11 protein-coding genes are annotated in these 15,592 nt (G+C 46.6%); 4 read left to right on the forward strand and 7 right to left on the reverse strand.

The window, feature by feature from the left end:
* Positions 1–104 precede the first annotated feature (104 nt).
* Positions 105–2,684, forward strand: coding sequence for a gliding motility-associated C-terminal domain-containing protein (locus tag GC130_RS05555; protein WP_151997281.1), 2,580 nt, complete (start codon positions 105–107; stop codon positions 2,682–2,684).
* On the opposite strand, the gene GC130_RS05560 is transcribed toward GC130_RS05555, so the two are convergent.
* Both GC130_RS05560 and GC130_RS05565 read right to left on the reverse strand, forming a co-directional pair.
* On the reverse strand, positions 2,685–5,219 hold the full coding sequence (locus GC130_RS05560; protein WP_151997282.1) for a DUF5686 and carboxypeptidase regulatory-like domain-containing protein: 2,535 nt from the start codon (positions 5,217–5,219) through the stop codon (positions 2,685–2,687).
* Positions 5,206–6,366, reverse strand: coding sequence for a PLP-dependent aspartate aminotransferase family protein (locus GC130_RS05565; RefSeq protein ID WP_151997283.1), 1,161 nt, complete (start codon positions 6,364–6,366; stop codon positions 5,206–5,208). The genes GC130_RS05560 and GC130_RS05565 overlap by 14 nt, the downstream gene beginning before the upstream one ends.
* Positions 6,367–6,654: 288 nt before the next feature.
* Between GC130_RS05565 and GC130_RS05570 the strand changes: the two genes are divergently transcribed.
* Together GC130_RS05570 and GC130_RS05575 are read left to right on the forward strand one after the other, a co-directional pair.
* Complete coding sequence (locus GC130_RS05570; protein ID WP_201568535.1) at positions 6,655–7,020, forward strand: helix-turn-helix domain-containing protein; 366 nt, start codon at positions 6,655–6,657, stop codon at positions 7,018–7,020.
* The gene (locus GC130_RS05575) at positions 7,020–8,315 is read left to right on the forward strand and encodes a type II toxin-antitoxin system HipA family toxin (protein ID WP_151997284.1); all 1,296 of its coding nucleotides are present in this window, start codon (positions 7,020–7,022) and stop codon (positions 8,313–8,315) included. The genes GC130_RS05570 and GC130_RS05575 overlap by 1 nt, the downstream gene beginning before the upstream one ends.
* A 12-nt stretch (positions 8,316–8,327) precedes the next feature.
* Here GC130_RS05575 and GC130_RS05580 read toward each other — a convergent pair whose 3' ends face one another.
* The 5 genes from GC130_RS05580 to GC130_RS05600 form a co-directional block, all read right to left on the reverse strand.
* On the reverse strand, positions 8,328–9,419 hold the full coding sequence (locus GC130_RS05580; protein ID WP_151997285.1) for a GTP-binding protein: 1,092 nt from the start codon (positions 9,417–9,419) through the stop codon (positions 8,328–8,330).
* A gap of 148 nt (positions 9,420–9,567) precedes the next feature.
* Complete coding sequence (locus GC130_RS05585) at positions 9,568–10,128, reverse strand: ABC transporter permease (RefSeq protein ID WP_151997286.1); 561 nt, start codon at positions 10,126–10,128, stop codon at positions 9,568–9,570.
* Between the two features lie 53 nt (positions 10,129–10,181).
* Entirely contained in the window at positions 10,182–12,200 is a 2,019-nt protein-coding gene (locus GC130_RS05590) for an ABC transporter permease (protein ID WP_151997287.1), read from the reverse strand.
* Positions 12,193–14,916 carry an ABC transporter permease gene (locus tag GC130_RS05595; RefSeq protein WP_151997288.1) on the reverse strand — a complete coding sequence of 908 codons (2,724 nt, stop codon included), beginning with the start codon at positions 14,914–14,916 and terminating at the stop codon, positions 12,193–12,195. Before GC130_RS05595 ends, GC130_RS05590 begins: the two co-directional genes overlap by 8 nt.
* A 4-nt stretch (positions 14,917–14,920) precedes the next feature.
* Positions 14,921–15,247, reverse strand: a complete 327-nt coding sequence (locus GC130_RS05600; RefSeq protein WP_151997289.1) for a PadR family transcriptional regulator — start codon at positions 15,245–15,247, stop codon at positions 14,921–14,923.
* Positions 15,248–15,385: 138 nt separating this feature from the next.
* Between GC130_RS05600 and GC130_RS05605 the strand changes: the two genes are divergently transcribed.
* Entirely contained in the window at positions 15,386–15,592 is a 207-nt protein-coding gene (locus GC130_RS05605; protein WP_151997290.1) for a hypothetical protein, read from the forward strand.

Consider the following 15,592-nt stretch of genomic DNA (forward strand, 5'->3'; position numbering starts at 1 on the left):
TCACAGAGCGAGCAAAAAGCTTTCTTCAACTATTGGTCATTATTTGTGGTCTTTCATCTAATTTTAGGTACAGGGGATTCGAAGAGTAGATTGTTTAGCAACTAATGATTAAACGTTACCGCACAGTAAAACTCGCAACAGTTCTTTTTATGCTTCTTTGGGGGCTATGTGGCGGATCGTCTTTAGCGAACCACATCGTAGGCGGCGAGTTGGAGTTGGTTCACGTGCAGGGCTTCAGGTACAACCTCAATCTGATCCAGTACTTTGATCAGGCACAAAGTGCTAATCCAGGGCCCGAGCCGGGCCTACTGGCTTATATTTATAGAAAGTCGGACAACGCTTTCATGAGAAGAGACACACTCTTCCTCACTGACCGAGCCACTGTGCCCTACACCAATATTGAGTGTTCGCTGGATGAACTGAAAACGCTTCGTGCGTTTTACACGAGAGAAATAGAGCTGTTGCCGGAAAACTTCAGCGATCCTGAAGGGTATTATGTTGTGTGGGAAAGGTGTTGCAGAAATGCCGGAATTGTCAACATCGTCAACTCCATTGGGGCTGGGCAAACTTACTACCTCGAGTTCCCACCTGTGGTGAAAAATGGCCGCCCCTTTATCAATTCATCGCCATCTTTGTTTCCGCCATTGAGCGATTACGCTTGCGTTAACCAATTGTATTACACGGATTTTGCCGGCGTTGATCTGGACGGGGACTCATTGGCCTACACCCTTGTGACTCCGTTGAACAGTTCTGCTTTACAGGCTTTGCCGATCCCCCAACCGACGCCTCACCCTGAGGTCATATGGGCACAGAACATAGATATTGAGCATGTGATACCTGGCAGCCCATCGCTGAGAATTACCAACAAGGGATTCATCACTGTGAAGCCAGAGAAAATTGGCTTGTACGTATTCTCCGTCTTGTGTCAGGAGTTTAGAAAAGGGGAGAAAATAGGTGAGGTAAGAAGGGATTTTCAGATGCTGGTGGTGGATGGCTGCAATCCAGAACCCCCACCAAACCTTAAAGTCCGTGTGCCTGGGTCCTTGAGTTTTAATTCCGTGATTAGAGATACGCTGTTATTCCAGGCGGGCGACAACAAATGCTTTGACATACAGGTGACCGACCCTGTTGGAGATAAAAATATAAAAATGAGAGCCGTAGGAGTGAATTTTGACGGCGAAGTAGAGGGCATATTCACCATTAAAGAAGGCTACCTCGCTACTTCCGAGGATATTCTCAATCTTCAAGTATGCCTTTCAAAGTGTCCTTATGTGAGTGACGGCCCATACTTGATTGATCTGATTGCTGCCGACGATGCCTGTCCGCTGCCGCAAATGGACACCGTGAGACTGGCTGTAATTGTGGAGCCACCGCCCAACCAGGCACCCCGCTACGTCAACCAGACCAGCAAAATCATCAACCTGACACTTGATGAGGGCATTAGCTACAGCCTGCCAGTGGAGGGGATTGACCTGGATGACGAAACGATGGTGCTTGACATTTTGGCAAGTGATTTTGACCCCGAAGAGTGGGGCATGCAAGTCGCTATTGGTAAAGATGAAGCAGGGTCGATTGAGGCTGTATTTACATGGGAAACTGGCTGCGGAAGCTTTCCTTTCGGGGTGCAAAATCAGTTTGATTTCACACTTCGGCTGTCGGACAATGACTTCTGCATGGACAACTCCCGGGATGAAATCCGCATGTCACTCACTGTTAATTTACCTGTCAACAATCCTCCGGAGCTTTCAACTACGCTTGGCTCTTACGACTTACAGGTTCCTGTTGGCACCAACTTATCCTTTCCAGTGACCGCCACCGACGCAGATGGGGATGTGATCGACCTGATAGCGGTACCTGTGAACTTCAGCTTCGAGGACTACCTGATCAACTTCACCCCGGTGTCCGGGCCAGGCGAGGTGAATACTACCTTCAGTTGGAACCTGGGCTGCGACCTGATCGACACGGAAGTGCAGGACTACTTTGAAGTAAACTTTGTTGCTGCCGACAATGATTTTTGCCTGCAAACTGAAACTGATGTCATTAGCCTCAAGATCAATGTATTTCAGGCAACCAACGAATCGCCAGTGATTACAGTCGCTGGTGTCGAAAACGATAGAGTCACCATCAACAGCCTGGAGTCTATTGAACTGGAGGTGACCTCCACAGACCCCGACAATGACTTTCTTTCCCTCTATCTACTCGATGGTGTGCCTTTGCCACCTTCAGAAACTTTCGAATTCAACCGTGTGGAAGGGCAGGGTCAGGCTAAAGGCTTCCTCCGCTGGGCACCGGAGTGCTTTCTCTTTGATGACGCCAGGGAGGTTTCCTACAAGGTTTCCTTCCTCTCCTGGGATACCCGGTGCCCCAACCCAAAATTTGACACTTTGTCGATTTTTATAAACCTGATTGACCGTGAAAGTCCGAGCGAATTTCTCCCAGCCAATATCTTCACCCCAAATGGTGATGGTATTAACGACACCTACTCTATCCCCGATTTACCGGTTGACAACTGCGATGACCAGTTTCAATTTTTTAAAGTGATGACCAGAGAAGGAATCAACGTGTATATGACCAGGCAAAGGGATTTTGTCTGGAACGGCGACAAGTTGCCCAGCGGCGTCTACTATTACATGATCAAGTATTCGCAGCGATCCTTCAATGGTGTGCTATCTATCGAACGCTGATCAGAAACCAATCCCCCCTTTGAACCCGATGGCCTGGTGTTGCCTTCCAATAAAAGAAGTGTAGAAGTCTACCCTAAGAATTTTAAGAATATGCTCAAGCCCGATGCCGATTTCTGTGTAGTTGTCGACAGTGCCGGCACGCAGGTAATTGACCGAACCTACGGCTTGTAGTTTCGTTTTACGAAGAAGAGGTAATTTATTCACAATGAAGCCATCAAAGTGGTGCTCATACTGCCCCATAAAGTACGGCTTCAGCGAGCTGTAGAGATAGTAATCAAGTAGTTGGAAGTTGCCGGGTTCAAACCTGGCATAGAGTGTTGCGTTGCCGTTGAATTGCCTGTAGTCCATGAAGTAGGCTACTTTTTTACCGGGGAAAAAGCCCCATTCGAGTGTCAATCTCCCCATGCCAAACAAGCCCTGTGAAATCTCATCGCTGATTTTGGCTGACACCCTGTCGTAGTCGACTTCCGATCCCAGTAATCCATTCAAACCCTTCACATAGTTGAAAGTAAAAGATGGCCATTTGTTGACCAGCAATACTTTTTGGTCGGGTCGTGAAATATATCGCTGACCCGGGTGATAAATGATGGACAAATCGACAATGGCTGCCTCATGCGTAGGGAAACTTGTATCGGCCAGTTCCAAATTTTTAGGAGCATTCGGGGTAAAAATACGGTTCTCCTCTTTCAAAATGGAAAGGAACGAGGTGTTGTACAACTGCACCCTCTTTTCCCAACTAAACCGGCCAGTAAACAAAACGCCATTCCACAACTCTGTACGGTATCTCGTGCTTACATAAGTCTTTTCAAATAGCTTTATCAGATTCCGGCCACCTACCAATGTCTCGGCGGTATTTACATAAGAAACTATCGGATCGGCCTGATTAAATTGATAGACAAACTGTCCGAAATCTACTTGTGCGCTGGAAAACTTTTTGGGATCATAATAGTAGGTCGCTCTTAATCTTCCGTACAGCTTTCCTGAGCTAAATCCGTACCTAAGGGCGGGAGTGATTCTGTAAAACTTGTTGTTCTCATAGTGTCGGGTATAGTTCACATCCAGGTTGGCCACCACCCCTTCCACAGTGTTGTACTGAATAGCTTTGATTAACGGATCAAACGAAAGAAAATCTCTCTTGTAGCTTCTATTGTATCTGTAACCTGAAACAAAAAGCTTCACAAGGTTGAAGTTATTTCTTTTGTCATCCATAGAGTCTTTAAATGGCTTTGACTCTTTTATCACTAGCAGACTATCTTTGATTTTATAGTCACGTATTTCGTAATCGTTGAGTGGTATCGGCCGAATTTTCTCCCAATACACGTCCTCTCTCTTGTTAGCATCTTCTTCGATTACGAGCACCTCCTTGCCGAAACTCTTTTTTGGCTTAGGGAACAGCTTTACATCATTTTTCGGAAGCGTATCAACCTGTTCGACTGTTGGGCCGGTCAATTTATTTACTGCGTCCAGCTTGTACCTTGGCTCTATCTTATAGTTGGAGTATACACCAACAAAATATCCGTTGCCATGAAAACCGAATGCCCCAATTCTAAAGTCAAATCTTTGAGACAGCATCATCCAGATGCCCTGATCCAAAGGTGCATACTGCTGACGGATGCGAAGGCTATCTACAAATTCGATCTGTTTCTTCTGCGGCAGCACAAGATCAATGCTATGAATGCTCCAACTGTCTTCTACGATATAAATAAACCCGCTGAAAACCGGGTCATTCTCTCTTTTAGGGATCACTTCAATCTTATTGATTAAATAATCTCCCTCCTGAAAGGCACCTCTCAGTTTATAGTCATAAAAGAAAAAAGCATTGTTGGCAATAGGAGAGACAAAGCCCCTTTCGGTAAGCCCCTCCATTCCAAGCAGGTTGTTGTAGAAGTTGACATACATCTCGGAGGCCATATTGAAGCTGAAGGCCTTGCTTTGTCCACTGACCCGGGAAGAGATCATCCGCTCACTGTATTTGTCGGGATAGATATACGACAAGTCTGACACCGATTCAGAAAGATACACGATGCCTGTGTCGAGAGGGATGGTGTAACCCAATACACTGTTGGGGATATTATCAAGATGCTGATTGCCTTTGATATAGACCCTGCACGAAAATGCGTTGACTTCAGTAAGATGGTACTTGCGTTTTCTGATAGCCTCCCTTATCACTGCATAAGCAGGATCCTTGTCTTTAGAATTAACCACCACCTCCCGCAGTTGATAGGCTTCAGGAAGAAGCTGCACATTCAACATGTAGGTCTTACCAGGAATGACAACGACCTCCTGCACCTGGCGCTTGTAGCCAACATACTGAAAAACGATATCGTAGGGGCCAGGATCCAGAGAAAGCTCGTAGTCTCCGTCCTGATTGGTAGAAACACCTGTAGAAGTGCCTCCCACATAAATGGTAGTAAAAGGCAGTGGCTCACCTTTCTCGTCGATCACAATTCCCTTGATGCTTTGGGCATACGATGCCCCTCCAATCAGAAGATTGATTCCTGCAATTAGGAACGCCAGAACGTTAAATTTTGTCAAATGCTTGTTTTAGGTCAGCTATAAGATAATCAGTTTCTTCCAGGCCGACATAGAAACGAATCATGTTCAACGGTGTTGTGGCATTCTTGTAATTCATTGACTCGACCATGGCAACGGCCGGAAAGATCAATGATTCGTGCCCTCCCCATGAACACGCAAGGTAGAAAGTCTTCAAAGAGTCGCAAAAACGAATGATCTCATCAGGCTTTTCAGTTTTTAGTTGAATAGTAAATTGGCCAGTCCCCTGCTTCATTTGCCTTTTAGCCAGCTCATACTGTGGGTGGCTAGGGTGGAACGGATAGTAGATTTTGCCTACCTTTTCGTGATTGGCAAGAAAGTCGATGATGGTCGCTGTTGATTTTTCTGCCCTCTCCATACGTATCGGCAAAGTGCGCAGCCCACGCAGCATCAGCCATGCATTCATTGGCGAAATGATCCCTCCAAGTGTCATGAATTCTGACTTGAATATCTTGGTCGTCATTTCCTTGGTAGCACAAAGCACGCCAGCCACCAGGTCGCTGTGGCCATTGAGGTATTTGGAAGCTGAGTGGGTAACAATATCAACGCCCATCTCTGCGGGATTCATGTTGATGGGAGAAGCATAGCTATTGTCGATAATGGTCAACAACCCATGCTTTTTGGCGATCTTCACCACCGCCTCAATGTCTTGCAGTTCGAATGTCCAGGAGTTGGGGCTTTCGAGATAAAGAATTTTCGTGGAGGGTCTGATAGCCCTCTCGTAATTTTTGGGATCAGTGCCGTCTACCATGGTAGCCGTCACCCCAAATCTGGGAAGCAACTGGTTCAGCAGTTTGTTCGTCCAACTGTAAGGCTTTTCGACACACACCACATGGTCGCCCTGACTCAAGTTAGCCATCACAGCAGCTCCAATGGCAGCGCTTCCGCTGGCAAAGATGAGTGCATCTTCCGTCTTTTCTAAAGCCGCTATTTTCTTTTGTAAAATAGCCGTAGTCGGATTTACCCCACGGGTGTAGAATGGAATTTCGTGTTCAAACTCCAGGCTTTCCTGCATGTCTTTGATGTTGTCGAAACAAAAGTTGGACGACATCATGATGGGAGGCGACACGGAGCGGTAGTAGTTCTCTCTGTCCTCGCCTAGTTCGTTGATGATATATGATAAATCCATGGAGCTAAATTTTGGGCTGAAGATAGGAAAAGGAGGCGGCGTTGAAAAGGAGAAATTAGTGGAGTAAAAATAAAGGCTGTCGCAAAGCCTTGGCAGTCTTCTGTGCGGTAAATCTTAGGTCGCAAAGAACCCGACGACTGCTTTCCGTGTTCATATATCGAAAGTCATTTTGTTGGTTATAATAAACATTAACTTAGTTTTTAACATTAATGATGGATAAAGACAACATAAGACATGTTGTTATTTTGATTAATAATAAGCATATTTGTTGTATATAACCGATATTATATGGTATTTAAATCAAAAATGATGGATAAAAACAACATTAAAATAAAATTCACGAGCGACGCAGCTTTGCTGTCCACCATTGGAGAGTTTGTCAGGCATCATCGACTGGAGCAGAACAAGACTCAAAGTCAGCTTGCAGAAGAGGCGGGCATCAATCGCACAACACTGGTCGAATTTGAGCAAGGCAAGCGATCCAATACCCTCACGCTTATCCAATTGCTTAGAGCGTTGAGTCAGTTGCAGGTACTGGAGTCATTCAAGGTAGAGAAAAAGTTGAGCCCACTTCAGCTGGCAAAGCTGGAGCAAAGTCAACGGCAGCGAGCATCAAAAAGGAAAGCTCCTGAGCGCACCTCATCCGACTGGTAATGGTAACAACGGCGTTTATCAATATCTGGGGAGAAAGAGTGGGTGCCATCGCCTGGGATCCAACCAACGAGATAGGAGCGTTTGAATACGAGCCCGGCTTCCTCTCCAACAACTGGGACCTGGCCCCCGTCCAGATGCCACAACAAGAAGCAAGAGGCCGGGTCTTTTCGTTTCCTGAATTGCGTACTACCAGCACATTCAAAGGGTTGCCTGGCCTGTTAGCCGATATTTTGCCCGACAAGTATGGCAATGCGCTAATCAACACCTGGCTTACCCGACAGGGACGCCCCACCAATAGCCTGAACCCTGTAGAAACCCTTTGTTTTATTGGCTCCCGTGGCATGGGCGCTTTGGAAGTGGAACCAGCTTTTCCGAAGGCAGACGACAAGGCCACAGAAATAGAAATAGAAAGCCTGATACAAGTGGCCGAGCAAATTCTCTCCGGGAGGAAGGACTTTGCCGCCAATGTGGCCAGCGACGAAGAAAAGGCTTTGATCGACATACTGAAAATTGGCTCATCAGCCGGTGGAGCCAGGGCAAAAGCCCTGATCACCTACAACAAATCGACGGGCGACATCAAGAGCGGTCAAACTAATGCTCCCAAAGGGTTCACGCACTGGATCATCAAGTTTGACGGTGTGACCGATACTCAATTTGGTTCATCCAGTGGGTACGGCCGGGTAGAAATGGCCTACTACCTCATGGCCAAGGAGGCTGGCATAACAATGACTGACAGCAAACTACTGGAAGAAAACGGCAGGGCTCATTTCATGACCAAACGGTTTGACCGGGTTCCCGATCAGGGCAAAGTGCATGTGCAAAGCTTTTGTGCGATGCGGCATTTCGACTTTAATGAGGTGACGATGTACAGCTATGAGCAGTTGTTTGAAACCATGAGGTTCCTGGGATTGCCTTACCCACAAGCTGAGCAGCTGTACAGAAGAATGGTTTTTAATGTGATGGGGAGGAACTGTGATGATCACACCAAAAACTTCGCTTTCATGATGGACAAAACCGGGCAATGGGCATTGTCGCCGGCGTTCGATGTTTGCCATGCTTATAGGCCCGACAGCGACTGGGTAAGCCAGCACGCCCTGAGTATAAACGGCAAAAGAACAGCTATTACCAAAAACGATTTACTGGCTGTGGCCAATCAAATGAATGTGAAGAAAGCTGCAAGCATCATTCAGGAGATTGCAGAAGTAGTCAGTCATTGGGGTAAATACGCTGAGCAGGTTGGCGTGGAAAAAGTGCTACAAGCAGGCATTGGCAAAACCTTGCAGATCATCCGTTAATCGATCAGCTTATCAGCTCAATATCCGATGAGTAGGCGTTGGAAAGCCTGGCTGAAAAAAAACAATATTCTCCTCAGAGATAATGGTATCGACTGTTCTCAGCAAGCCAAGTTCAACCTCCAACAGACCTCTAAGGACTTCGGGAGCTGTTTGAACCCGGGCATTCACTGTAAGTTGGACTTCATTCGATTGCCCAAAAAAAGTCCTGAGTTCATTAGTTTCGGCTGCGGGGGATGACACAGTGGTGAAGCTAATTTTTCTTTGTCTACCATTCGATGTGATCATCAACTTAAGGTGCCCGATGGTAAGCTGCTGACGTTTGATGCTACTAGTCAGCCCTTCGATGAAATCAATGGCTACTTTTGTTGCCGTGCCGTGGGATGTTTTGATCGTAATCTGCTCATCCAACCAAGCAAGCTCCGCTTCGCCTTTGCCATATTTGGCATAGTCGATATCAAGTGGCGTGAGCTTATTGGAATCCCCGTTCGCCTCTAGCTCATTCAGCCATCCACGAACCGAGCCCTCGTCAAGCGAGTTTTGGAAAAGAAATTTTTTGCCAGGGTATTTAGCGGTCAGTGCTTGCTTGAAAGCCGGAAGATCGGCAGGGCTAATAAGGTCAATTTTGTTGACGACAATTAATCTGGCTTCTTCGATTTGCTTCTCCCAAATGTAGGTGGTGTCGGCACTAAAGGGCAGCCGTCTATCGTTCGTATGCATCATCAGCATTCTGGCATCGACGAAACAGGAAAGGGTCACGGCTTCCATTTTTTCTTGACGAAACTTCCGAAGGGGCTTGAGCACCGTAGCGACAAGGTCGGTGCATGACCCCACCGACTCAGCGAAAATAACATCAGGTGAGATGCCAGCCGTCATTCGTTGAATCTGCTCATCGAGCTGGTCGTAGTTGCAGCAAAAGCAACCTCCGGCTACCTGTGCAGACGAAATCCCTTCCGCACTGAGGAACTCGCTGTCAACAAGGTATTGCCCCTGGTCGTTGGTGATCACGCCAACTTTTAGGCCTTGCTGCGTAAGTTGTTGACAAGCGACTGCAATTGCGGTCGTTTTACCGCTTCCCAGAAAACCTCCGACCAGATGCATCTTCATTGCTCATTCATTTTCACCTGAATTTACTAAACATTTCTTTCGATAGCCGTTTATTAAAATCCAACGAGCACAAACAACCTTGATCAATATATAATTTTCCGAAACCAACTTGGACGGGGCTCACCATTGCCTACTCCAGGAGTAACGACTACTCATTTCTCAGGCAATCAACCGGATTAGCCTTGGCAGCCTTCATCGTGAAACCTGAGGCCACGGCAACAGTGGTAAGCAACACGATCACCACCGGAATACCATACACCCACCACTGAAGCGGTGCAGCATAAGCAAAATTGGCCAGCCACTCGTCCACAGCCAGTACTGACAGCGGCACCGTGACAGCCGCCGCCACCACAACAAGTCGAATAAACCGCCACGAAAAAAGGGTCACAATGCCGGCCATTGATGCACCAAGCACCTTCCTGATGCCAATTTCTTTCTTCCGCTGTTCGGCTACATACGACACTAACCCAATAAGGCCCATGCAGGAAATAAAGATGGCCAAAATCGAGAAAGACCCTGCAAGTGTCATGGATTTCTCTTCAGCCAAATACATCCTGCCAAGCGATTCATCAAGAAAAGTATAATTCAGCGGATAGCCCGAAGCCGACCTGCTCCACTCCCGTTCCAAAGTAGTCAAAGCGCCTGAAACATCGTTGCCATTGAGCTTTACTATCCCGACAGTCTCCTCATTGCTAAACCAAATCACCATGGGCTCAATCTTGTTTTGGAGTGACCTGGCATGAAAGTCTTTGACGACCCCGATTATATTGCCTCCTGGGAGTCGGAATACAACCAGCGCATGGGTGTGCCAACAACTCGGCCAGGCTGTTTGTCGAGGCCTAAAAACTCAACCAGGGTCTCGTTGACCAAATAGCCCTGTGTTTCATCTGTCGGAAACTCCCTGGAAAATTGCCTGCCTTCAGCTAACTCGATTCCAAGCGCATCGAGGTAACCATAGTCGGCGGTGATGTAGGTAAATGCTTTGATCCGTTTTTCTTCACCCACCTGAACTTCAAAAATATTGTGGCCGGTGATATTTCCGGGCACATCGCTTCCCCTGCTAACGGCCGCAATTCCATGATGATTTAATAGTGCGTTTTTAAAGCTTTCAAATTTCTCTCCCTCCAAATCATTCGTCAGTTGAAAATGAACTACCAGGTCTTTTTCGTAACCCATTTTAGCTTCTTTCATGTAAGAAAGCTGGCTGCTGATGACCAATGTTCCGATGAGCAGAAATACCGATATACTGAATTGGATGACAGTCAATATATTTCGAAAGCCCACCTTACCACCTTTTGCATTTCCTCCTCTAAGAGTTGAAGAAGGAGTGAACGACGATAAGTAAAAAGCAGGATAGCTGCCTGCTACGAACGCTGTCGCAATGATGATACCCAACAGTTGAGTAACGAATTGCCAGTCATTGTCTATATCAAAAGTAAGTCGCAAGCCCAGGGCGTCATTGAACCAGGGAACTGCCAGCCAGAAAAGAAGCAGGCTCAGGACACCTGCTATTAAGACGATGAAAAAAGCCTCACTCAAAAACTGAAATATAAGCTGCCTCCTCACAGCGCCCATCACTTTTCTCACTCCTACTTCTTTAGCCCGGCCTACCGCCCTGGCAGTGGAAAGGTTCATGAAGTTGAAACACGCAATGAGAATGATGAAAATGGCTACTGCTAAGAAAATATAGACATGGCTGATATTTGATGTAGGGCCGTCTCCTCGAATTCCCTGAGTGAAGTGAATGTCGGAAAGCGGTTGAAGCCAATGTGCGGCCGCCTCCTCACCATCACCAAAAGTGCCTAACTGCTTCATTTTGGCCACCATAGCTTGCGTCACTTTTTGATGAAAATCAGTCATATCTACGACATCCGGCGCATACAAGTAGGTGGAGAAATTCCAATTGTTCATGCTGGTAAGCACAGTCTGGTCAGCTCCATAAAATTTTGGCAGTGATGCCACAGATACCAGATAAGAAAACTGAAGATGGCTATTGGCAGGAACATCTTCGAAAACGCCCGTAACTTCCAATTCGAGGTTACTATCATAGGTAATCACCTGGCCTATGGGGGTTTCGTCTCCAAAAACAGCTTCAGCAATAGTTTTGGAGATAACTACGGTGAGAGGACGAGTCAACACATCCGCTGAGTTCCCCTCTTGCAGCCGGAATGAAAACATGTTGAAGAAGTTGCTGTCTGCAAGAGATAGAGTTGCTGCGGGGAGTTCTTTTCCCTTCCATTTCAAGAAAGGTTGTTCTTCCCATTCCGTATACCTAACTGCTTGCTCAACCTCGGGAACGGTGGCTTTCAGATGAGGAGCTATGCCTGCAGCTGTCTGTACCTGAAGTGTCATTTGCCCATCTTTGGCAAACTGCGGTATATACCTGTAGATATGCTCCCCCTTTGTGTGAAAGTCGTCAAAGCTTAGCTCATACCGAACATACAAACCGATCAAAAAACAGCTCGCCAGTCCGAGGGCCAGGCCCAGGACGTTCAGTACTGTGTGGCCTGGGTGCCGAATGATATTTCTCCAGGCGATAGTCACGTAATTTCTTAGCATACCAGTATTTGTTAGTCTGTTTTCAAAAGTATCCCTCATCAATATCCCCGGCCTGAAAAACCTGAGCACATTCCATTTAAATTTCCGTCCCGCCTTTCTTTCACCAAAAGCTTCAACATCCTCATCAAACTGCTCCAGCAAGTCGCCTTCAATGCCTTCATAAAGCCCGGAAGGGCAAAACCAGCGGAGGAAGCGGAGCCAGGTGGGAGACGGTTTATTCATAGCGCAGACTGTTTACCGGATTGCTAACTGCCACTCTCCACGACCGAAGGATGACTGTCGCTAAGGCCAGCCCAAAAACGCTCAGCAATGGAACAATGAAAAGCCATAAGTCAACATCAATTCGAAAGGCATAGGTATTGAGCCATGATTCAAGCGCCAGCCAAACAATAGGAACCGCCAATAACGAAGCAACCAAAATTAGCCGGAAGAAATCTTTGGAAAGCAGAGCAAGAATATTCTCCACCGTCGCTCCAAGTACCTTTCTGATCCCGATCTCTTTTGTTCGTTGGATAGTGCTGTAAGCCACCAGACCAAATAGCCCCAGGCATGCGATGATGATTGCAAAGAGTGAGAAGAAAAGAAACAGCGAGGTGAATACAGTTTCGGCCTGGTACTTATTCTCAAAATGACTGTCGAGAAAGAAGTATTGAAAGGGTTGCTCTGGTGCGGCTTCTTTCCATGCGGCTTCAATTTCGGCCAGAGCTTCCTGGTAGCGATTGCCTGTTGTGCCACCAGTCACTTTCACAAAGAAAAACCTGCTGTTCCAGCTTCTGTCCCATTCCTTATAGGGGACATACACTATGGGCTCATAGGAGTTTTTTAGAGAAAGCTGGTTGTAATTTTTGATCACCCCCACAATTCTGCTGTCTACTTCCTGCAGATTGTGCATAGGCTCGTCTACGATTTCGAACGGGTCTTCAAAACCCAGTAAACGGGCCGCTGATTCGTTGACAATGGCCGATTTTTGGTCTGCAATATTCGCAGGATCAAATGAGCGGCCGGCCAGCAGTGCAATCTCCAGGGTGTTAAAAAAATCCTCATCAATACTGACGATTTTTAGCTCCTTTGGCTCTGTCTGATCGCCAACAGTTACATTGGCTTTCAGGCCCAGCAAGTTAACCTCGTCGCCAGGGGCAGCCGACGAAAAGCCCACCGACTCCACAAAGCTTACCCCATTCAGTTTGGATTTGAAGCTCTCATAAACCTTAGGCGACTGAGAGCCATACCCTTTCACTACAATGACCTGATCCATGTTCATGCCCAGGTCATAGTCTTTCATGAAACGAAGCTGTTGGTAAAGCGACCAGGTACCAGTAGTAAAGGCGACACAGAAGACAAACTGCACCACAATAAGCACTTTTCTCAACTCAATTTTTCTCCCAAACCCTGCCGCTCCTTGTCTGCCCCCTTTCAGGGCTTCTATCACCTTGATCCGGGTAATGATCAAAACAGGATATACCACCGAGAGCAAGATGCCTGCTACTACGATGGCTATTGCAGACGCAATCATTGAAGTTGTAACGATGCCATTCTGCCAGGCAGGCCACTTCAGCTCAAAAGCATTTTCTATAAAAAGGATGCTGCTTGCGGAAATGAGAAAAGCCACAATGACAGAAAGTAATTTCAGCAACGCAGATTCTACCAACAGCTGGCCCACCAATTGACGACGAGTTGAACCAATGATTTTCCTCACGCCAATCTCACGGCTCCTTTCGATAGCCTTTACCGTAGATAAGTTAATATAGTTGATATAAGCGCTTAGCAGGATGCCTATCATCACCAGCTGCAGGAGAAAAACCCCATTGCCGTCACCATTGACTTTGAGCTCATTTTTCAAAGCAGAATGCAAATGGATGTCACTGATGGGCTGCAACCTGAAGTCAATAGCATCGCTGAAATAGGTCATTTCGTCTCCATGCTGAGCCACCCTAAGCTTCGATATTCTGTTTTCTAGTTCAGCAATATTACTTCCCTCCTTAATCAGCAGATAGGTGTAAGTGTAGTCCCAGTGCCAGTAAGTGCTCCCGTTGCTCAGCCCGGGAAAAATTGTGCTGTACGAAATCAGGAAGTCGAAATTCATGTGAGAGTTACCGGGAGGATCCTGAATGACGCCTGTCACCTTAAAATTGCTTTCTCCAAAGGTGGCCGGGCCCAGGTTTCCATGTGAGTCAATCGTTATGAGTTTACCCATAGGGTTTTGGCTCCCAAAAAACTTTGCAGCACTGGAAGCAGTAATGACCAGCGAAAATGGGTCACTTAGTGCCAGATCAGCGTCTCCCTGAAGAAGCTTGAAAGAAAATATTTTCAGAAAGCCAGGGTCAGCGAAAAACACTTCCAAGTCAGCCAGGCTTACCTCGTTATAAACAGCCCAATACTCACCGGTAAATACACTGAGAGGAGCAAAGCGGGTATATTCCAGCACTTCCGGAAAGGCGTCCTTTACTGAAGGGCCCGACCATGGCACTGTTGTAGCCCGTGCATCATCTGCAACTGTCTGCCTGTTCCAAACCGTCGTTACCCGGTAAATCTGGCCCTTATTAGCATGCAGGCTTTCGTAGCTTTTCTCATAACCGACATACTGATAAATCAGAAAAGCAGCCGACATGCCGAGGGATAGCCCCAAAACATTAACAATGGTAAATGCCCTATTCTTAGTTAGCTGCCGATAAGAAACCTTCAGGTGATTTCCAAACATCCCCGTATTCATTAAATGGCGGTTAAAACTGTTTCTCATCAAAATTCCCGGCCGGAAAAACCGGAGCACATTCCATTTGAATCTCCGACGAGCTTTGATATCACCAAGCGTTTCTACATCAACCTCAAACTGCTCCAGCAAATCGCCTTCTATCCCTTCGTAGAGATTCGGAGGACAAAACCAGCGGAGGAAGCGAAGCCACCGAGTTGCTAAACCTTTATGTAAGTGCTTGTTTGGCATTCTTTTATCCAAAATTCAACTGAGGAATTAGCTTCCAAAGATCCATTCGTGACTCTTTCATGTCTTTGAGAATAGCCAGGCCGGCATTGGTAATGGTAAAAATTCGTTTACGGCGACCACCTCTTTCATTGGTGGCTCCACCCATGCCCGATTTTACATACCCTTTGTCTTCTAGTCGGTACAAGGTCACGTGCACAGCACTGAGGTTCACCTCCCTGCCGACCTTAGCTTTTATTTCACCAACGATGGCATTGCCGTATGCCTCTTCCTGAAGGATGGCCACAATGGTCAGCACCAGCTCTTCAAATTCACCTATGTATGATTTGCTCATTAGTATATAGATTGTAAAACAAATAAAAGCATTTCTATATTAATTGTAAAAGAAATGCTAATTAAATTTTGTCCCGGTACAAATTGCAAAAGCCCTCTTATTTGCCAATCTTCAATCCGCTTTAAACCTACTTATAAGATGAAATCATTTACTGCATGGCGAATCGTTGTCGCCGCAGCCATTTTGCTCGTTCTTCTGAGCTTTGGCGTAATCTTCAAACCCGGCAATGCCGAGCCGCTTTTTCTTTCCCTGCCTTACGTATTCTGGAGTAGCATCCTCATCACTGCGCTGCTGGTGGCACTCACTTTTATAGGAACCCGGGTTTTCCCGCATAAAGAAGATTGA

This window comes from Imperialibacter sp. EC-SDR9, assembly GCF_902498805.1.
Classification (GTDB): Bacteria; Bacteroidota; Bacteroidia; order Cytophagales; family Cyclobacteriaceae; genus Imperialibacter.

Excerpts from the sequence above, each read along its gene's own strand:
- GC130_RS05570 (WP_201568535.1), top strand. The coding sequence starts at position 6,655 with ATGGTATTTAAATCAAAAATGATGGATAAAAACAACATTAAAATAAAA.
- GC130_RS05600 (WP_151997289.1), bottom strand. The coding sequence starts at position 15,247 with ATGAGCAAATCATACATAGGTGAATTTGAAGAGCTGGTGCTGACCATT.
- GC130_RS05590 (WP_151997287.1), bottom strand. The coding sequence starts at position 12,200 with ATGAATAAACCGTCTCCCACCTGGCTCCGCTTCCTCCGCTGGTTTTGC.
- GC130_RS05575 (WP_151997284.1), top strand. The coding sequence starts at position 7,020 with ATGGTAACAACGGCGTTTATCAATATCTGGGGAGAAAGAGTGGGTGCC.
- GC130_RS05585 (WP_151997286.1), bottom strand. The coding sequence starts at position 10,128 with ATGGTGATTTGGTTTAGCAATGAGGAGACTGTCGGGATAGTAAAGCTC.
- GC130_RS05595 (WP_151997288.1), bottom strand. The coding sequence starts at position 14,916 with ATGCCAAACAAGCACTTACATAAAGGTTTAGCAACTCGGTGGCTTCGC.
- GC130_RS05555 (WP_151997281.1), top strand. The coding sequence starts at position 105 with ATGATTAAACGTTACCGCACAGTAAAACTCGCAACAGTTCTTTTTATG.
- GC130_RS05565 (WP_151997283.1), bottom strand. The coding sequence starts at position 6,366 with ATGGATTTATCATATATCATCAACGAACTAGGCGAGGACAGAGAGAAC.
- GC130_RS05580 (WP_151997285.1), bottom strand. The coding sequence starts at position 9,419 with ATGAAGATGCATCTGGTCGGAGGTTTTCTGGGAAGCGGTAAAACGACC.
- GC130_RS05605 (WP_151997290.1), top strand. The coding sequence starts at position 15,386 with ATGAAATCATTTACTGCATGGCGAATCGTTGTCGCCGCAGCCATTTTG.